This window comes from Gordonia soli NBRC 108243 (genome assembly GCF_000334455.1).
GTDB classification, from domain to species: Bacteria; Actinomycetota; Actinomycetes; order Mycobacteriales; family Mycobacteriaceae; genus Gordonia; species Gordonia soli.
In genome coordinates this window covers 180920-199496 of sequence record NZ_BANX01000002.1, presented here as the reverse complement: position 1 = coordinate 199496, position 18577 = coordinate 180920, and the positions used below count along the sequence as shown (strand labels likewise).

General features: G+C 68.8%; 13 protein-coding genes and 1 pseudogene. 4 read left to right on the top strand and 10 right to left on the bottom strand.

The window, feature by feature from the left end:
• The first annotated feature begins 1 nt into the window (after position 1).
• The gene (locus GS4_RS01420; protein WP_040509097.1) at positions 2 to 538 is read left to right on the top strand and encodes a vitamin K epoxide reductase family protein; all 537 of its coding nucleotides are present in this window, start codon (positions 2 to 4) and stop codon (positions 536 to 538) included.
• Here the strand turns inward: GS4_RS01420 and GS4_RS01415 are convergent.
• A complete protein-coding gene (locus GS4_RS01415) occupies positions 531 to 1865 on the bottom strand; it encodes a cytochrome P450 (protein ID WP_439644580.1) in 1335 nt (444 codons plus the stop codon). The genes GS4_RS01420 and GS4_RS01415 overlap by 8 nt on opposite strands.
• A 176-nt stretch (positions 1866 to 2041) precedes the next feature.
• On the opposite strand from GS4_RS01415, the gene GS4_RS01410 reads away from it, so the two are divergent.
• Positions 2042 to 2638, top strand: a complete 597-nt coding sequence (locus GS4_RS01410; protein WP_007616741.1) for a TetR/AcrR family transcriptional regulator — start codon at positions 2042 to 2044, stop codon at positions 2636 to 2638.
• 89 nt (positions 2639 to 2727) lie between these two features.
• Here GS4_RS01410 and GS4_RS01405 read toward each other — a convergent pair whose 3' ends face one another.
• From GS4_RS01405 to GS4_RS01395, 3 genes are all read right to left on the bottom strand, one after another.
• Complete coding sequence (locus tag GS4_RS01405) at positions 2728 to 4212, bottom strand: cryptochrome/photolyase family protein (protein ID WP_007616739.1); 1485 nt, start codon at positions 4210 to 4212, stop codon at positions 2728 to 2730.
• A gap of 94 nt (positions 4213 to 4306) precedes the next feature.
• The gene (locus tag GS4_RS01400; RefSeq protein WP_007616738.1) at positions 4307 to 5392 is read right to left on the bottom strand and encodes an NADH:flavin oxidoreductase/NADH oxidase; all 1086 of its coding nucleotides are present in this window, start codon (positions 5390 to 5392) and stop codon (positions 4307 to 4309) included.
• 183 nt (positions 5393 to 5575) lie between these two features.
• Positions 5576 to 8863: an ATP-binding protein gene (locus GS4_RS01395; RefSeq protein ID WP_007616736.1), complete on the bottom strand. Its 3288-nt coding sequence runs from the start codon at positions 8861 to 8863 to the stop codon at positions 5576 to 5578.
• A 140-nt stretch (positions 8864 to 9003) separates the two neighbouring features.
• Here GS4_RS01395 and GS4_RS01390 point away from each other — a divergent pair, with 140 nt between their 5' ends.
• The gene (locus tag GS4_RS01390) at positions 9004 to 9741 is read left to right on the top strand and encodes a hypothetical protein (RefSeq protein ID WP_007616734.1); all 738 of its coding nucleotides are present in this window, start codon (positions 9004 to 9006) and stop codon (positions 9739 to 9741) included.
• Between the two features lie 75 nt (positions 9742 to 9816).
• Here GS4_RS01390 and GS4_RS01385 read toward each other — a convergent pair whose 3' ends face one another.
• The 5 genes and pseudogenes from GS4_RS01385 to GS4_RS01365 all read right to left on the bottom strand — a co-directional run bounded on the left by GS4_RS01385 (position 9817) and on the right by GS4_RS01365 (position 15115).
• Complete coding sequence (locus GS4_RS01385; RefSeq protein ID WP_007616730.1) at positions 9817 to 10965, bottom strand: acyl-CoA dehydrogenase family protein; 1149 nt, start codon at positions 10963 to 10965, stop codon at positions 9817 to 9819.
• 43 nt (positions 10966 to 11008) lie between these two features.
• Entirely contained in the window at positions 11009 to 12241 is a 1233-nt protein-coding gene (locus tag GS4_RS01380; RefSeq protein ID WP_007616728.1) for an acyl-CoA dehydrogenase family protein, read from the bottom strand.
• Between the two features lie 191 nt (positions 12242 to 12432).
• Positions 12433 to 12711: pseudogene (locus GS4_RS01375) on the bottom strand (YiaA/YiaB family inner membrane protein); the annotation flags it as partial.
• Positions 12712 to 12758: 47 nt separating this feature from the next.
• On the bottom strand, positions 12759 to 13973 hold the full coding sequence (locus GS4_RS01370) for an AI-2E family transporter (RefSeq protein WP_007616726.1): 1215 nt from the start codon (positions 13971 to 13973) through the stop codon (positions 12759 to 12761).
• A gap of 83 nt (positions 13974 to 14056) precedes the next feature.
• Entirely contained in the window at positions 14057 to 15115 is a 1059-nt protein-coding gene (locus tag GS4_RS01365; protein WP_007616725.1) for a LysR family transcriptional regulator, read from the bottom strand.
• Positions 15116 to 15185: 70 nt separating this feature from the next.
• Here GS4_RS01365 and GS4_RS01360 point away from each other — a divergent pair, with 70 nt between their 5' ends.
• The gene (locus GS4_RS01360) at positions 15186 to 16109 is read left to right on the top strand and encodes a dihydrodipicolinate synthase family protein (protein WP_040509088.1); all 924 of its coding nucleotides are present in this window, start codon (positions 15186 to 15188) and stop codon (positions 16107 to 16109) included.
• Here GS4_RS01360 and GS4_RS01355 read toward each other — a convergent pair whose 3' ends face one another.
• On the bottom strand, positions 16110 to 18521 hold the full coding sequence (locus GS4_RS01355; RefSeq protein ID WP_007616723.1) for an acetyl-CoA acetyltransferase: 2412 nt from the start codon (positions 18519 to 18521) through the stop codon (positions 16110 to 16112).
• Between the last annotated feature and the right edge of the window lie 56 nt (positions 18522 to 18577).

Genomic DNA, 18577 nt, shown 5'->3' with positions numbered 1-18577 from the left:
CCTGGTCGCGGGGATCGCCGGACTCGCGGCCGCGGCCGCGCTGACGATCGAGCGCTTCGAACTGCTCGTCAACCCGTCCTACGTGCCCTCGTGCAGCATCAATCCGATCTTGTCCTGCGGCAGCGTGATGGTCACCGACCAGGCGTCGGTGTTCGGGTTCCCCAACCCGATCATCGGCATCGCGGCGTTCAGCGTCGTCGTGACCACCGGCATCCTCTCGGTGGCCCGTGTGTCGCTCCCGCGGTGGTATTGGGTCGGGCTCTTCGTCGGCGCCCTGCTCGGCCTGGGATTCGTGGGCTGGCTGATCAGCCAGAGTCTCTACGAGATCCATGCATTGTGCCCGTACTGCATGGTGGTGTGGACGATCATCATGCCGATCGTCGTCATCGCCGCCGAGCGGGCACTCCACGGCATCGGCGGCCGCGCGGTCCAGGCGGTTCTGTCATGGCGCTGGATCGTCGCGATCCTGTACTACGCGGTCGTCGTCGTCCTGATCTTCCTGGAGTTCCAGGACTATTGGATCTCGTTGGTCAGCTGACGCGAGCGGCACGCGGCCACAGCGTGACCCGGCCACCGCGGCGGGGCGCGTAGGCGACACCCCGCGAGTACCAGCCCTCCGCTCGCACGGTGGTCGGCTCGACGGTGAAGTCACGCAGGACCGTTCGTAGCACCACGTCCATCTCCATGGTCGCGAACGCGGCCCCGATGCACCGCCGGGTGCCGCCACCGAACGGAATCCACGCCTGGCCGGGCCGGACACCCAGAAAGCGTGCCGGATCGAATTTCTCGGGATCGGCGAACTCGAGCGAGTCGTCGTGGAGCAGCGAGATGCCGACCAGGATGTTGTAGCCCTTCGGGATCCGCCAGGGACCGAGATCGAGATGGTCGGCGACGACATGACGGCCGGCGAGATCGATGACCGGTCGGCTGCGTTGTGTCTCGAGGATTACCGCGTGACGCAGATCGGTCCCGCCGTCGTCGACCTCGGCCACGAGGTCGGCGAGCACCTGTGGATGACGTTGCAGCCGTTCGAAAGCCCAGGCGAGAGTGTTGGCGGTGGTCTCGTGGCCCGCTACCAGAAGGGTCAGCAGTTCGTCGCTGATCTCGGTGTCGGACATCGTGGAACCGTCGTCGTATGTGCTCTGCAGCATCAGGGCGAGGATGTCCTCGCGATCGGCGAGACGGGGATCGGAACGAGCGGCAGAGATGAGCGAGCCGACCGTCTGTTGATAGGTCTCCCGTCGCCGCGCGAACTGATGTGCGGGGTCGAGCGCGCGTGCCACCCACGGCAGGTCGGGCAGTGTCGCCATCCGGGAGCCGGTGGTCACCAGCGGTGGGATGATCCGGCGCAGCTCCTCGAATTCCTCACCCTCGGCGCCGAAGACGGCGCGCAGGATCGCGTTGAGCGTGATCCGCATCATCGGTTCGACCGTCGCGAAGCGCTTGCCGACGGGCCACGATGCGGTCTCGCGCTCCACCTCTTCGACGATGATCTGCTCGTACCGGGCCATTCGCTTGCCGTGCAGTGGCGGCGTCAGCAGCTTGCGCCGGCGCCGATGGTCGGTGCCCTCGAGCGCGAACATCGAACCGCTGCCGAGGATTCGGCCCAGGTTGGGCTTCACGTTGCGCACCGAATCGGCGGACGAGGTGAACAGTTGCTTGGCCAGGTGCGGATCGGCCACCACCACGCACCGACCGAACAGCGGGAACTCGACGGTGAAGACGGATCCGTGTCTGCGGGCCATCGCCTGGAGAGTGCGCCGGCGGTCCACCACTGCGCCCACGCCCTGCACGAGCGGCGGAAGGGCCACCCGTGGTGGCAGCGAGCCGACGGCCGGAACATCGGACGGTCCTCGGTCCGACACGGTGCTCGTGGTCGTGGTCGTGGTGACCGTCGGGTCGGCTTCCTCAGCCTCTGCACTGGTGGTCTGGCTCGAGATGGCACTCACTGGGACGTCCTCTCCGAGATGGTGGTACGCGGCCGTACCATTGCTGACGGTACGCGGGCGTACCGCCGGGGGCAAGGGCCTATCCTGTTGGGATGTCCGTATCCACCTCCACCGAGACCTCGACCCGTGCGCGGTTGATCGATGCACTGGTGGTCTGCCTCGGTGAGCGCGGCTTCCGCGAGACCACCGTCGCCGACATCGTGCGAGTGGCCCGCACCTCGCGGCGTGCGTTCTACCAACACTTCGAGGACAAGCAGGCCTGCTTCGTCGCGGTCCTCGAACGGGTGCACGACGCGATGCTCGCCGCGATCGCCGCAGGAGTCGATGAGGACGCGGACTGGAGGTCGCAGATCGGTCAGGCCGTCGATGCGTATGTCGGTTCCATCGATGCGCAGCCCGCGGTCACCCTGGCCTGGATCCGTGAGCTCCCGGCGCTGGGGCAGTCGGCGCGGCCGGTCCAGTTGCGCGGCATGGAGGCCCTCATCACCCTGCTCGTCGCGCTGAGCGACACCGCGGCGATGCGCAAGGCCGGGATCTCGCCGATGTCGCGGTCGACTGCGATCCTCATCTGGGGCGGGATCAACGAGCTCACCGCGACCGCGGTGGAGCAGGGGCGTTCGGTGCGTTCGATCGCTCCCGCCGCGACCGCCGCGTGTATCGCGTTGGTGGGAGCGAACATCGTCGAGTGAGGTGCACTCGACCACTCGACCACTCGACCACTCGACCACTCGTCATCGCCGCTCGCTGACCACCGCCCGACACCGGTGCCCGGCGAGGATCAGTCGAGCCAGCGCCCGGCTCGCCGGGTGTGCGCCGACTTCGTGCCGGTGTCCATCCGATCGTAGGTGCGGACCATGAAGTTCGAGCGGGCGTTCGCCTCGAATGTCTCCCGATGGTCGCGCACGAAGGTCCAGTACAGACCGTCCCAGTCGTCGGTCCAGTCGCCGGTCGGGATGTCGGTCATCTTCTTCAGGTAATTGCTGCCCGACACATAGGGTTTCGTGGTGATCGCCTCGCCGGCCGCGAACTGACTCATCGCGTACACATTGGGCACCATCACCCAGTCGTAGGCGTCGACGAACATCTCCATGAACCACTCGTAGATCTCCTCGGGATCGATGCGCAGCAGGCACATCGCGTTGCCGAGGACCATCAGTCGCTCGATGTGATGGGCGTACCCGTTGTCCAGGACCCGACGGATCACGAGATCGACCGGCGCGAGCCCGGTCTCGGCCGACCACCAGCCGGCGTCGAGCCGCCGGTGGTGATCGAGGTGGTTGCGACTCCGCAGACGTCGGCCGCGGGTCACGTACGACGCACGCATGTATTCGCGCCAACCGATCACCTGGCGGACGAACCCCTCGACACTGGCCATCGGCACGTCGTTGCGCTCGCCGACCTCGATCGCTCGACGCAGAATCGTTCGCGGACTGAGCAGCCCGATGTTGAGGCCGGGGGTGAGCAACGAGTGGAAGACGAAGGGGTGCTCGACACTCACCGCGTCCTCGTACGGCCCGAACTCGGCGAAGCGGTCGGTCAGGAACTGCTCGTAGGCGGTTGCCGCCTCGGCGTGGCTGGTGGGCCAGGCGAATCCGTCGGGGTCGCCGGGGTTGTCGGGGAATTCTGCACGCACCCAGGCGATCGCGTCGTCGACGGCCGGATGCCGCTCGGGCGGCGTCGGCTGGGGGACCGGATGCCCCTTCGGCAGCTTCTTGCGGTTCTCGGTGTCGAAGCTCCATCGACCGCCCACCGGCTTGTCGTGGTCGTCGAGGAGGACGCCGAGACGTTGCCGCTGCCAGGCGTAGAAGTGCTGCATCCGAGGCCGTCGACTGCCCATCTGCTCGTCGACCTGCGCGCGGGTGGTCAAGAAATTGGGGGACTCAGCGAAGTCCTCGACCGACATCGGGTGGCCGGCCTCCTCGAGTACCGCGAGGAGATCACCTGCGAGCCAGTCGTCGACGACGTCGTACACCTGGACACTGTCGGGTCGCAGGCGCTGCAGTGTGTCGACCATCGCCTCGTGGCTGGTGGTCGATGCGTCGGTTTCGATGACCTCGACCTCGAATCCGCGATCCCGCAGTCGATCGGCGAAGCGACGCATGCTCGCGCGGTGGAGGATCAGCTTCTGCGTGTGAAAGCGGTACTGCCGGAACAGGAGATCGTGTTCCACGAGGACGAATCGGGTGTCCCGGTCGGCGTCCAGGTGGGACTCGAAGAGCTGGTGAGGCATCACCAGCCGGACGGTATGTCGCGTCGCGGCCATGACCCCACGCTACCGAGACCGCGCGGGTGAGGGGTGTCTCGACGGTTGCGGGGTGCGCGATCTGACGGGCGCGCGGTGTCGGTGCCGCGGCGGCTCAGCGCCAGGCGCCCCGCGTGTACTGGGGCGGGTACGGCGACTCGTCGACGGTGAGACCGAGCTCGTGCGCGGCCCGTTGCGGCCAGGCCGGTTCGCGCAGGGCGACGCGACCGAAGAACACCGCGGCGATGTCGTCGTCGGCGGCGATCTTCTCGGCCTGGTCGGGATCGGTGATGAGTCCGACGGCCGCGGTGGGTACGCCGGACCCCCGGTGGATCGAGCGTGCGAAGTCCACCTGGTAGCCGGGCTCGAGCGGGATGTCGGCCGGCACGTTGCCGCCGCTGGACACGTCGACGAGGTCGACTCCGTGCGCGCCGAGTGTTGTCGCCAGGCGCGCGCTGTCGTCGGGAGTCCACCCACCGTCGGCCCAGTCGGTGGCCGAGATGCGGACCAGCAGCGGTGCGGAGTCGGGGAGGGCGGCGCGGACCGCGTCGACCACCTCGACGAGCAGCCGGATGCGGTTCTCGAAGGGCCCGCCGTAGGTGTCGGTGCGCTCGTTCGAGAGAGGCGAGAGGAACTCGTGCAGCAGATAGCCGTGTGCGGCGTGGATCTCGACCAGGTCGAACCCTGCCTCGATCGACCGACGCGCAGCCGACGCGAACGCGGCCACGATGTCGGCGATCTCGTCGACACCGAGTTCCCGTGGCTCGGCGAGACCGGCCGCGGCGCGCGGCGACGGACCCACCGTGGTCCACCCGCCGTCCTCGGCGGCGACGGTTCCCTCTCCGTCGGCGAACGGCGAATACGCGGACGCCTTTCGTCCGGCGTGCGCGAGCTGGGTTCCGATGACGGCGCCCTGCGAGTGCACGAAGTCGGTGACGCGACGCCAGGCGGCGGCCTGCTGGTCGTTCCAGATCCCGGCGTCCTCCGGACTGATGCGCCCTTCGGGTACGACCGCGACGGCCTCGGTGAGCAGCAGCCCGAAACCGCCGGTCGCACGGGCACCGAGATGGACGAGGTGCCAGTCGGTGGGGACGCCGTCGCCAGCCGCACTGCTGTACTGGCACATCGGCGCGAGCCAGATCCGGTTGGGGATCTGCAGTCCGCGGAGGGTGGTCGGCTGGAACAAGGTCGGAGTGTTCACGATCGGGTGCAACCGCGCCGCGGCATCGGTGATTCCGGGGGATTCGTCACACCTCGACTGTGCGCTCGGGCGCGTCGATCGTGCGCTGCATGTCGTTGATCGTGCGCTGATCGGGCCCGCTGGTGCGGGCCTCATGCACGCTGAACGCCTCAGAGCGCACGGTCGACGTTTTCGGGTGCGGGCCTACCGACGAGCCAGGCGTCGCGCGGCGCGGTCCTCGTACGGCCGGGCACCGGTGTCCCGAGCCAATTGGACGGCGCGGGCGAGGTCGTCGTCGGCGCCGTCGCGCCCCAGGATGATTCCTGCCGTGCCCCGGTAGAGCGACGCTGGTCCGAGACAGACCAGGCCGGGCCACTGGACGATCATCCCGGTGGTCCAGTCCTGCTGGAACCGCTCGAGGCGCGCGCACTGTTCGCGCGCCGCGGCGGCATTTGTGCCGCCCGCGTCGTGGACGAGATACAGGGTCTCCACCAGCAGCGGCACGCGCGCGACGATGCGGGAGCCCTCCCAGGTGTCGACGTCGGCCAACATCTCGACGACCGATCTCAGTGCTCGGTCGTGATCGCCCGCCTCTGCCGTCGCCATCGCGATCACCAGGCCGAAGTCCTCATCGAGATCGGCGGCGAGGGTGTCGAACTGATCGACCATCCCGGCGAGCCGTCCGCGGTGCCAGAGTTCGATGGACCGCCCGGTCGCCACCGATGCGTCACCGAGGAGTCGGGCGCGTGGGGTGAGGTCGCCCATCGACGCCGCGAAACGATCGGTGAGGGAGCGGCTGAGGTCGTACTCGCCGCGCAGGAGCGCCCACATCACCTGCCACCACAGCTGCATGGTCTCGAGGTCGGTGTCGCGATGCGCGGTGATCAGTCGTGCGAACTCGATCGAGGTGCGCCGCGCCATCCGGATGTCACCGGCTTCGAGTGCGCACACCCGCGCCAGGTGGAGAGCGGTCGCCTGCCGGGCGACGTCGCCGCCGGCCAACTCGTGGAGTTCACCGGCGATCTTGCGCCGATCAGGCACCTGCCCCGGCGTCCACCGACAGAGGAACTCCGCCGCGCGGACATCCCACCACGAGGCGGCTCCGGGCCCCGAACGACTCTGTGCCGCATAGAGCATCTCGTTGGCACCCGGCAGCCCGAGAACGGTCCGCCGTGCGGCCTCGCCGGCCTGCAGACGTGCCGCGGTGGACTCGTCGAGGCTTGCGATGTGGGTGAGTGCATCCACCGCGGTGGTCGTGCTGCCGGACTGGATCACCCCGAGACCCGACCAATATCCGGCGACTCCGTGCGGAGTCGACGACAAAGCCGTTTCCGCGAGCCCATTCCAGTCCTCGAGGTCTCGGCTCAGCTGTGCTGCTCGTCCGAACGACGTCTCGGCCGTCTCGAAGTCACCCAATCGTGCGGCGGCGACACCCGCGATCCGGTACAGGGCGAGAAGGTTGTCGGCGTCGTCGGAGGCGTGTGCGATGCCGCGACGGGCCAGATCGGCGGCGCTCTGGAACGCGTTGACGCCGAGCGCACTCCGGGCCGCGGACCAGCAGGCGGCCGACGCCCTGGTCGCGAGCTCGGCCGTGTCGGCGGCTTCGGAGAGGTGGATGGCGATCGCGGCCAGTTCGTTCGGTCGCGCCTGTGCCAGTGCATCGGCGACACGGACGTGGGCCCGGCGACGGTCGGCGGTGCCGTGGAGGGCGAGGATCGCATCGACCGTCGAATCGTGGACGAAACCGGTTGCGTCCACACCGCTTCCGTTCTGTGTCGTTCTCGACGGCCCGGTGACCAACCCGGCTACGCGGAGTGTCTCGATCTCTGTTGCCGCTCCGAGCTCGGCGACGACGTCGCTGTCGACCCGGCCGCCGCAGACGGCGATCATCAGCGCGGTCTCGCGTGCGTTCGGCCCCAGGTCGGCGAGTCGATCTGCGACGAGTGCACGGATGGGACCGTCGGCACCGACTCCCTGCTGCCCGTCGATCACGCTGCCGTCACCGAGGATCGCCGCATCCCCGAGGTGGATGGCGAGCATCGGGTTACCGCCGGAGGCCTCGGCGATCGCGACCGCGTCGACGTCGTCCGGTCTCCCGACGTGGAATGCTTCGCGGTCCGATCCCGCCAACCGACCCCGCACCACCGCCGTCGATGCCTCGACATCCAGGGGCCCCACCACGAGTTCGGTGAGGTCAGTCGAGCGACGCAGACCGTCGCGGAGGTCCCGGGTGGTGGGTGATGTGATGTCGCGACTGATCACCACGATCGTGACGGGCTGCGACCGCAGGGCGGTGAGGGCGGCGACCAGGACGCGTACGGAATCGGCGTCGACCCACTGCGCATCATCGATGATCAGCTCGACACGCCCGTGTATGGCGCGTCGCGCGGAGACCTCGGCGATCACCCGTTCGACCAACACCGGTGTGGGCGGGGCGTCCGCCTCGTCGGGGCCGGTGAGTGCGTCGGCGCCGAGTACGCCCGCGCCGAACAATTCGACGATGAGGTCGAAGGGTCGGGTGCCCCCGGAGGAGCGCCCGACGGCTCGCGCCGGCGGCACACCATTCGCGACCGCCTCGTCGATCAGTGCGGTCTTGCCGATCCCGGAGGGGCCGGTGACCACGACACCGGACATCGTCGACGCGCCCCGATGCCGGGCTGCGGCGAGCAACGCGAGTTCTCTCCTTCGACCGACCAGGCGGGACTCCGGGATCCGTATCGGAGTGGGAGACACCGGTGGCCCCGGATCGAGCAGAGTGGCCTCGAGTTCGACGGTGCGCGGTTCCGGGTCCAACCCCAGATCGTCGGCCAGGCGCCGACGGAGGTCGCGCAGGATCTCGAGGGCTTCCGCGGGCCGGCCCGATGCGCGTGCCGCCAGCGCCCACCCGCGGGCTGCGGCCTCGCGATACGGATGCACCTGACACAGTGCCGACAGTAGGACGGCCGAACGTCGGGGGTCGCCCGCCGACAGCCATGCCTCGGCCGCCGATTCGGTGAGGTCTGCGCGCAGGTCGGCCAGCCGCGCGAGGTCGGGTGCCAGTGCGGTGATGTCGGCGATCTCGGGCAGCGGATCGGACCGCCAGAGCGCCAATGCCTCGTCGAGAAGTCGTGCGCCGCCGGCGGTGTCGCCGGCCCGGATCGCGGTCAGCCCCTGCTGGCCCAGGCGATCGAGGACGTCGAGATCGGTCCCCGCGTCGCCGCATCGCAGGACGTATCCACCGGCCTCCGTGTCGATCCGGACACCGCGGATCGTGGCGAGTGTCTTGCGGAGGCGAGACACATAGCCCTGGAGGGTGACCGCCGCACTCGCCGGCGGATGGCCGCGCCAGAGAAGATCGGCGATGTGTTCGGCCGACCGCACCGTGCGTTCCACGGTGAGGATGGCGAGCAGTTCGGCATGTTTACGCGCGGGCACCGCGATCGAGGTGCCGTCGTCGCCGGTGACGGTCAGGGGTCCGAGGACCCGGATGGGAACGATCGGCTCGCCGGTCATGGGCGTCCGACACCGAACGGCCGTCCCGAGGTGGACGATACGGACCAGAACAGGGCGCCCACCTGCGGTGATGTGTCTCCGGTGAGCGGCACCAGCATCGCACCAGCCTAACACCAGCGGTAGCGCCGACCGTTGTCGTCATGACACAGCACATCGCATCTCAGACCGGCACCACCGCACCCGAATCCGACGCAACCGGTGGTCGATCCGCCACCGGATCCGCCCGACGCACCGGCGCGCCCACCTGGGCGACCATCCGCCGTCTCTCCGGCACAGCTCTCACACTTGGCGGAATCGCCTGCATCGCGGGTGGGAGTCTTCACCCGATCATCGCGGGTGAGAGTCATTCCGTGGCCGCGCTCCACGGTGCGGGCGCCCCGTGGGCGCAAGCTCTGCTCGCCGTCGGCACCACGCTGCTGCTGCTCGGGTTGCCCGGCATGTACGCCTGGCTCGCACCCCGCATCGGAGTCGTCGGATTCGTGGGTGTGATCGCCTACGCCGTGGGCAATCTCGTCACCGCGACCGGCCATCTCATCGTCGAGTTGTTCGTTGCGTACCCGTTTGCCCACGATCCGGCCACGGCCCACCTGATCGCCGACGACGACTCCATGCTCGGCACCACCGGATTCGCCGCGCTCAACACCGTGGGCGGACTGGTGATGCTCGCCGGGATGGCGATGCTGGGGGCGAGTCTCATCCGCAACCGCGCTGTACCGCTGTGGATCGGCGTGCTCACCCTGGTCGGCATGATCGGCTTCTTCCTGCCGATCCCGGCGATCGCCGGGATGAGCGGGTTCATCTACGAGGCACCGCGGGGGATCGCGGTCGCGGCGATCGGCGTCTTGATGCTCCGGGACTGGCGCGCAGCCACCAGGTGAGGTCACCCGGGAGATCGTCCCCGTGAGCACCCGTCGAGGCAACATTCCCCTCGGCAGGCGCTCTCGGGGACGATCTCAGTCGCGTGTCCGGCTCAACTCGGCGTAGCGCGCGAGATGGGCGTCCTGCGAACCGAACTCGTACTCGATGACGGTCAGTCGCCGGAAGTAGTGTCCGATCGCCAACTCCTCGGTCATCCCCATGCCGCCGTGGAGTTGCACGGCGTTCTGGCCTATGAACCGGGCCGCCCGACTGATGGTGGCCTTGGCCGCGGAGACCGCCGCAGCACGTTCGGCGGGTTCGGAGTCGAGCGCCAGGATCGCGAGATACTGCGCGGCCACCGACTGCTCGAGCTCCAGGTACATGTCGACCATCCGGTGCTGCAGGGCCTGGAAGCTACCGATCGGCTGCCCGAATTGACTGCGCTGCTTGGTGTACTCGACCGTGTCGGCGAACACCTTGCGCATCAGCCCGACGGCTTCGGAGACCACCGCGGCGGTCGCTTCGTCCCAGGCTCGTTCGAGCAGCGGCAACCCCCCGCCGATGGGCCCGATCGCCGCATCTGCGGGCAGTCGGACGCCGTCGAAGACGAGATCGGCGGCCCGCCGGTCATCGACGGTTCGGAACTCGTGACTGGTCAAGCCTGCGGGTGTCTCGCCGACGTCGACCAGGAAGAGCGTGATGCCGTCACGGTCGCCCTCGGCCCCCGACGTCCGAGCGCTGACGATCAAGTGGTCGGCGAGTGGGGCGGACAGCACAACAGGTTTGGCGCCGGTGACAACCCACTCGTCGCCGTCGCGGTCGGCTCGCGTCGCGACATGGCTCAGTCGGTCGCCGCCTGCCTCCTCCAGGGCGGCCAGGGCGGTCAGTGCTTCGCCTTCGCCGATCCGTTCCGCGAGTGCGAGCGCGGACGGGGTGCCGGTTCGGTGCAGCAGTCGCGCACCGAGCACGATGGCGTCGACGAACGGCTCGACGACCAGCGCGTGTCCGACGGCCTCCGACACCACCATCAGTTCTTCCGGACCTCCACCGGCGCCACCGATCTCGTCGGGGAGGCACGCGCCGAGGACGCCGAGATCCACCGCGAAGGCCTGCCAGATCTCGGGCTGCCATCCGGCGCCCTCTTTTGCGGCCGCCCGACTGATCGTCAGGTCGTAGCGGGCGCCCAGGAACTTCGCGAGGCCGTCGCGCAGCAGTTGTTGTTCGGGGGTGAGACCGAAATCCATCAGGAGAGCCTCCGATCGGCGCGGGCGGGGGAGAGGTCGCTCATCACAGTCCCAGCGCTCCCTTCGCGAGGATGTTGCGCTGGATCTCATTGCTGCCGGCATAGATCGATCCCGCGCGGTCGTTGAGGTAGTGCAACGGCGCGACCGCCTGCCATCGCTCGCCGCTGAGGTAGCCGTCGGTCGGCGGGGTGTACTGCGCGATCGGCCCACCTGGCGCTGTCGCATGAGGCTGGTACACGCGGCCGCGCGGTCCGGCCGCCTCCAACGTCAACTCGGTGATGCGTTGGCTCAGTTCGGTGCCCAGGATCTTCAGCATCGACGAGAGGGGGCCGGGATTGTCGCCGACGGCGATCGCCGCGAGGGCGCGGTACTCGAGGACCTCGAGGACCTTTGCGCGGATGCGAGCCTCCGCCAGGCGGGCGGCGAAGAGCGGATCATCGATCAGCGCCCCACCGCCGGGCCCGGTGACGTCGGCTGCCTCGGCGGCCAGGTTCTCGGTCATCACCTGCAGTGCGGGTGCGAAGGCGCCGCCGCCGCGTTCGAACACGAGGAGGTATTTCGCGACGGTCCATCCGTCGTCGATCGCCCCCAGCACGTTGGCCTTCGGGACCCGCACGTCGTCGAAGAAGACCTGCGCCTGGATCTGCTCGCCGGACGACATCACCAACGGTGACACCGAGATACCCGGGGAGTTCATGTCGATGAGCAGGAAGGTGATGCCCTGCTGCTTCCTCCCGCTGCGCGAGGTGCGGACGAGACAGAAGATCCAGTTCGCCTCGGCGGCATGGGTTGTCCAGATCTTGCTGCCGGTGCAGACCAGGTCGTCACCGTCGGCGACCGCGGACATCGAGAGGGACGCGAGGTCGGAACCCGACTCCGGCTCGGAGTACCCCTGGCAGAAGAAGACGTCGCCGGAGAGGATGCCGGGGAGGAAGAAGTCCTTCTGCTCCTGTGTGCCGTAGGCGATGATGGCGTGCGACACCATCCGGATACCCATGGGCGACAACGCCGGCGCACCGGCCAGCACCGACTCCCGACTGAAGATGTAGTGCTGGGTCTGGGTCCAGTCGCAGCCGCCGTGCTCGACCGGCCACGCGGGCGCGGCCCAGCCGCGTTCGTGCAGGATCGCCTGCCAGGCCATCGACGCTTCGTGGTCGGCGTAGACGCTGGTGGCCGAGCGGCCGGCGGATCGGAGTTCGGGCGTCAGTTTCTCGTCGAGGAAGGCGCGTACCTCGTCGCGGAACGCGATGTCGGCGGGTGCCCAGGTCATGTCCATCGCAGTGGCTCACCTATCTGTCAACGTGCGTGATCAGATGATCGTCTGCGAATCTACCCGGTCGTGTCGACCGACTCACCGCCGTTCCGCGATTCGACGGTTCAGGGTGCGCCTTGGGCCTGCGCGCCGGGAACCGGGGTGCCGCCCTGGGCCGGAGGGGTTGCCGGAACGGGACGTCCGCGCAGCTTCCCGTACGGATCGTGTTCGGCGATCAACTTGTCGACGCGGGCCTCGTCGAGGCGGGCCCGAACGCTGGACTGTTCCTGGCGATCGCGGACCACCTTGGCGAGCGTGAAGGTGCTCGAGGTGAGGAACAGCAGGGTGATCCCGAGGAATCCGCGCTGCCACGGATCGAGCGGGAGGTAGAGGATGCCGATGACCGACGTGGCCAGGCTGACGCCGAAGGCGATGGCGGCTTGGGCGTAGAACGCCGCGGTGGTCGGGGTCTGGGGGATCTCGGGATTCGTCATGCGATGAGCATCGCCGCCGCGCGAGTCCCGGGGATGAGTGCGACTACTCAGGTGGGCTGAGTAGTTCCTGCACCGGTGGTCGGGTCCGGCGGGCCGGTGTCGGGATCGGTTCCGGGCCCGGAATCGTCGCGGGGCGCCGCCTCGCCGCTCCTGTTGCCGCCGCTGCTCTCTTCGCCACCACTGGTGCCCGCGCTGTCGCCCTGGTGTTTCGGCGCGGACGCCGACAACAGTACATCCGCCCACCGCGTACTCGGGTCGATGTCGATGAGCAGCGCCTTGGCCATCAGCGTGAGCGGCACCGCGAGCAACGCGCCGAGCGGCCCGATCGCCCACGCCCAGAACACCAGTGACAGGAAGGTCAGGGTCGTCGACAAGCCGACGGCGTCGCCGACGAACTTGGGCTGGATGATCGACTGGATCGCGACGTTGATGACGCTGTAGACGACGATCACCAGGAGCATCGTCGACACCCCGCCGTCCAGGAGCCCGAGGAGGGCCGGTGGGACGAGTCCGATGACGAAGCCGATGTTGGGGATGTAGTTGGTGATGAACGACAGCAGTCCCCACAGGATCGGGAGGGGGATGCCGATCAACCACAGTGCGCCCGTATCGATCACCGCGACGATGAAGCCGAACACCGTCGACACCCAGAGGTAACTGCGGGTACCCGACGCGAAAGAGGTGAAGGCCCTGGCGATGTCGGGGCGATCCCGGCGCAGCGCATCCATGCGGTCGCTGTACCCGATGGCGTCGGCGACCATGAACAGCAACAGCGTCAGGACGAGCACGAGAGCCGAGGCGATCCCGACCGTGCTCTGCAACACGTCGGTCAGCGCGCCGACTATCTTGCTGGTGTCGATGTGCGACAGCGCGTCCTGCACCTTGTCGTGGCTGACGCCGTGGGAGGTGAGGAACGACTGGAAGTCGTCGACCATCGTGTCGAACTTGTCGGAGTACGTCGGCAGGATGGTCGCCAACCGGGCGACCGAGAACGCCAGTGACGCGAACAGCGCGATCAGGATTCCGTACACCGCGAGCAGGGTGAGCACAAAGGCGAGCCAGGTCGGAACACCCTTGCGTCGCAGCCATACCGGGATCGGGTGAACCGCGACGGTCAGCATCAACGCGAGGAAGGTCGGGCCGACGATGCCCGAGAATGCCTTGATGCCTGCGACCGCGACCACCAGCCCCGCCACGGTGACCAGGATTATCGTGCCGCGGGGCAGTGACCATCCGCCCTCGATGTCGTCGGCTGTGGTCATCTCCCCGGCCTCCCGTCTGAGCGGCGTCGTCTACACCGCCCGGCGAGAATCAGTGTCCTCCACCGTGGCCGATCTCGCGGCGCTTAGCGCAGGTCGGGTCGTCGGCGATGCCCGGGAGCGGCAGCGCTGGCCGGACCGGTGGTGGCCGGATCGGTGCCGACCCGGGCGGCGGCGACACCGAGTGCGGACCGGGCCGCGGCGATCACGGGGTCGCTCTCGGTTCCGCGCCGACACGCCAGGTGAGTCCGACGTCGGATCGGCAAGGGGGTCAGCATGACCGGGGGCGCACCTCGTGCACCATCGGGTCGTGGTATGCCGAGATCGGGGACGAGCGCGGTGCCCTGCCCGGCGCCGACGAGCGCGAGTACGGTACCGAAGTCGTCGGCGTGGTGGCGGATTCGTGGCGTGAAACCCGCTGCCTCGCACACGCGCACGGTGAGCGAGTGGCACAGCGTGCCCGGTGTCCCGGCGATCCAGTCGGAGTCGCGGTACTTGCCGAGCAGGTCGCCGGGTGTGGTCTCGTCGCCCGGCGCCCTCAGATCGCTGTCGCCCGGCGACCTCAGATCGCTGTCGCCCGGCGACCTCAGATCGCTGTCGCCCGGCGACCTCAAATCACCGTCGGCAAGGTGTACGACCTCGTCGAGGAGGTGCTCGGTGTACAGGCCTGCGTCGGCGACCGCGGGAACGTGGTCGTATTCCTGGACGAGCGCCACGTCGAGGCGGCCGTCGCGCAGCGCGTCGGGTACTCCACTCGGATCGAGTTCGGTGACCATGAGATCGACTGCCGGGTGGTCGGTGCTGAGTGACACCAGTGCCGGTGTCAACAACGCCACGACAGCACTCGGGAAGACGCCGATCCGCAACGGACCGACGACATCGGCACGCGCTCTGGCCAATCCGGCCTCGGCCTCGGCGAGTGCAGCCAGAACCGTCTCGGCATGCCGGACCAAGCCGACGGCCGCAGGGGTGAGTCGGACGCGCCGGCCGGTCCGTTCCAGAAGGGCCACACCGGCTTCCCGTTCGAGTGCCGTCAGTTGCTGGGATACCGCGGACGGTGTGTAGGCGAGTGCCTCGGCCACCGCGGCGATGGTGCCGCGGTGCGACAGTTCACGCAGCAGGCGGAGGCGCCGGACATCGAGCATCAGTTCAGCTTACGTGTGGCGTCATGATTGTGAACTGGACTTGATGGTCGCCGACGCCCAGGCTGACGCCATGACGATCACCCGACAGCCACTCACCGGTCTGCACGTTCCGCTGATCACCCCGTTCGCGGTGGACGGGTCGGTCGATGTCACAGCTCTGGCCGACCTGGCCGGTCAGGTCCTCGACGACGGTGCGTCCGGCATCGTCGCCCTCGGCACCACCGGAGAGGTCGCCTCGTTGACGACCGAGGAGCGGCGGCTGGTCGTCGACGTCTGCGCCACCGCCTGCGATGAGCGAGGTGCACCGCTCATGGTCGGTGTGGGCACGAACGCCACAGCCGTGACCCGGGATGAGGTGCGGACCGTCGATCCACGGGCGAGTGCGGTTCTGGTCGTCGTCCCGTACTACGTCCGGGCGTCGGAAGACGGTGTCGTGGAACACTTCCGGGAGGTGGCCGCGGCCAGTCCGGTTCCGGTCCTCGTCTATCACGTGCCGTACCGGACCGCGCGACCGCTGAGCGTCGACACCCTTCGACAGCTCGCGGAACTGCCGAATGTGGCGGGCTTCAAACACGCGGTCGGTGCCGTCGATGACGTCACCACCGCCTTCATGAGCCGGAAACCCGTCGACACGGCGGTGCTCGCGGGCGACGACCTGCACGTGGGTCCGATGTTGGCGCTGGGTGCCGACGGGGCGATCCTGGCGGGCGGGCAGGTCGCCACGCGGGCGTACGCAGGCCTGATCGAAGCGTGGCGTGACGGACCGATCGCCCCCGCCCGCCGACAAGCCGCCGCGCTGACCCCGCTGGCCGCGGCGCTCTTCGCCGAACCCAATCCCGCGGTCATCAAGGCGGTGCTGACGGCACAGCGACGGATTCGGTGCGCCGACGTCAGGCTGCCGCTGCTCCCGGCAGGCGCCGCTGCCGTCGACGCCGCGCTGGACACGCTGTCGTCGATCTCGGCCGGCGGCGACCGTACTCCGACTGCTCGGTGATCAGCGTCCGGTCCAGCGCGGTTCGCGTTTGGTGACGAACGCCGTGACGCCCTCGTTGGTGTCCTGACTGATCAAGAGGGTGTCGAGGACCGAGGTCGTGTGGTCGATCGCGTCCACCGGGTCGGCGATCTCGGCTGCTTCGGCCATCACCGCGATCGATGCCCGGACCGAGGTCGGCGAGCAGGCGAGGATCTCCTGTGCGACAGCACGTGCCAGGTCGAGCGAGGTGCCCGGTGGGGCGATGCGACTGACCAGCCCCACCCGCAGCGCCTCGTCGGCGTCGATCCGGCGACCGGTCAGGATCAGATCCCGCGCCAGCGCGGGTGAGATCGCGGCGGGCAGGCGGACGAGACCTCCGGCAGCGGCGGCGAGTCCGACCCGGACCTCGGGCAGCCCGAAGGAGGCCCGCTCGTCGGCGACGATGACGTGGCACGCGAGTGCGATCTCCAGACCACCGCCCAGCGCGAGCCCGTTGACCGCGGCGATGACGGGCTTCGGCAGGTGACGGCGCGAGGTGAGGCCGCCGAACCCGTTCTTGGGTACCGACATCATCGCGTCCCCGGCCAGATGGGTGAGGTCGTTGCCGGCCGAGAACGCCTTGTCGCCGGCCCCGGTGAGGATCGCCACCCACAGCTCGGGATCGGCGAAGTAGGCGTCGAAGACGGCGTCGAGTTCTTCATTCGCCTTCGGGTTGAGAGCGTTTCGCGCATCTTGCCGGTCGATGACGACCTCCAGGACACGGCCGTCCCGGCGGACCTGCAGGTGCTCGTACCGATCCTGGAATCGTGGGGCCTCGACCGGGAACAACTCGGCCATCCGCTCCTCGGAGACCGCGACCCGGTTGCCGCGGGCAAACGACCGCGCGTACACGCGTGTCCCGATCGGCTCGTCACCCACGGTGAGGAGCTCGAGCAGATCGTCGTCGCCTTCGGCCACGGTGGCGATGAAGCGCGCGCCGTCATCGAGGCGTGCGATCACGATCCCTTTGTCGCCGGCCCGATCCGGGATCACCGTGTAGCTCTCCACGGTCGCCCACCCGTCGGCGTCGCGGCGGTGCTCCACCACGGGAACGGCATCGAGGGCGGCCTGCGCGGATGCGTTGTCGGGCGATTGCCACGCCGTCGGCGTCGTCGAGTAGATGCCCACGGAGTACTTGCTCAACAGCCCGCCGTTGGCCGCCACGAGGCCGAGGCTGCCCGGTGAGCGCCGCGCCCGGTCGACGATCTCGGCGATGGCGTGCATCGAGTAGTTGTTGCCGGCGCCGCCGAAGAACGGCAGTCCTCCGGTGACGGTCAGGCCACGCGGGTCGTCGGCGGCGAGTCCGAGGGCGTCGGCGACGTGTGCGACGGCGATCGGGAAGCAACTGTAGATGTCGAGGGCGGCGACCTCGTCGAGGGACGCACCGGCCATCTCCAGTGCATTGCGCATCGCCGCGACGGAGGCGGGCCCCTCGGCGAGGTCGGGGCGTTCCATCAGCGTGTTCTCGCGGAGATCGGCGTGCCCGTGCAGAAACACCCAGCGGTCGGGGGAGATGCCCAGTGCGCGTGCGGATCGCACCGACAGCACCAGGGTCGCGGCCGCCTGGTTGACCTGGTCGCGTGCGACGAGAAGCCGCGTGTACGGGTCGGCCAACCTCCGGTTGGTGTCGTCGACCGTGGTCAGTTCGTCGACCGTGCGCGCGACCGGCGACGCCGAATGTGGGTTGTCGGCCGCCACCGCGGACAGCGGTGCGAACAGTTCAGCCATCGACCGAGCGTGCTCGTGTCGGGACCGGCCGAGTTTGCGACGGCGTGCGTTCTCGAGCACGGCGTACTGGGTCATCGGGTCGAGGAGCCCGTGACGTGCTTCCTGCAGGCTGGTCAGCCCCGACAGTCCGAAGCCGCGGTCTTCGTGCGATCCATCGACCGTCTCGGTGAAGTCGGGACGATCATCGGCCGCAACCGTTTTCATCAGATGCCGAATGGTCGAGATGACCTCGGCGCCGACGATGACGGCGCCGTCGGACGAGCCGCGGTGGATCTCTTCGGCGAACTCGGTGACCAGCTTCTGCGGGCTCTGGCCGCCGACGACCTCGGTGACCGCACGATTTGGTCGCAATCCCACGCGCTCGGCGACCGCTCGCGGGGTGTTGTCGGGTCGTCCCAGTGGCGACGACGACAGGGGACTGGAGACCTCGAAGGATCGGACCGCGACGACGGTGTCGACGAGTCGGGCCACCGAGTCGGGATCGACACCGGTGTCGGCGAGTGCGGCACGCACGGCGCGCGCGGCCAGATCTGCTTCGCCAAGGCCCTCGTAATCGGGCTCGCCGATCCGCTCGGACGCCTGGCCCACGCCGACCACCACGGGGGTGTTCGGATCGAGGTCCGCGAGCGATGGACTGGTGGTCTCGGACACGCTCTGATCAGGCATGGCAGGGCCTCCGCGGGGAGTGGTCGATCGCGATCCGATGTGATCATCGGCGACCG

Coding starts and splice junctions, on each gene's coding strand:
- GS4_RS01380 (WP_007616728.1), bottom strand. CDS start 12,241: ATGGACATGACCTGGGCACCCGCCGACATCGCGTTCCGCGACGAGGTA.
- GS4_RS01385 (WP_007616730.1), bottom strand. CDS start 10,965: ATGGATTTCGGTCTCACCCCCGAACAACAACTGCTGCGCGACGGCCTC.
- GS4_RS01390 (WP_007616734.1), top strand. CDS start 9,004: ATGACACAGCACATCGCATCTCAGACCGGCACCACCGCACCCGAATCC.
- GS4_RS01365 (WP_007616725.1), bottom strand. CDS start 15,115: ATGCTCGATGTCCGGCGCCTCCGCCTGCTGCGTGAACTGTCGCACCGC.
- GS4_RS01370 (WP_007616726.1), bottom strand. CDS start 13,973: ATGACCACAGCCGACGACATCGAGGGCGGATGGTCACTGCCCCGCGGC.
- GS4_RS01395 (WP_007616736.1), bottom strand. CDS start 8,863: ATGACCGGCGAGCCGATCGTTCCCATCCGGGTCCTCGGACCCCTGACC.
- GS4_RS01410 (WP_007616741.1), top strand. CDS start 2,042: ATGTCCGTATCCACCTCCACCGAGACCTCGACCCGTGCGCGGTTGATC.
- GS4_RS01405 (WP_007616739.1), bottom strand. CDS start 4,212: ATGGCCGCGACGCGACATACCGTCCGGCTGGTGATGCCTCACCAGCTC.
- GS4_RS01360 (WP_040509088.1), top strand. CDS start 15,186: ATGACGATCACCCGACAGCCACTCACCGGTCTGCACGTTCCGCTGATC.
- GS4_RS01355 (WP_007616723.1), bottom strand. CDS start 18,521: ATGCCTGATCAGAGCGTGTCCGAGACCACCAGTCCATCGCTCGCGGAC.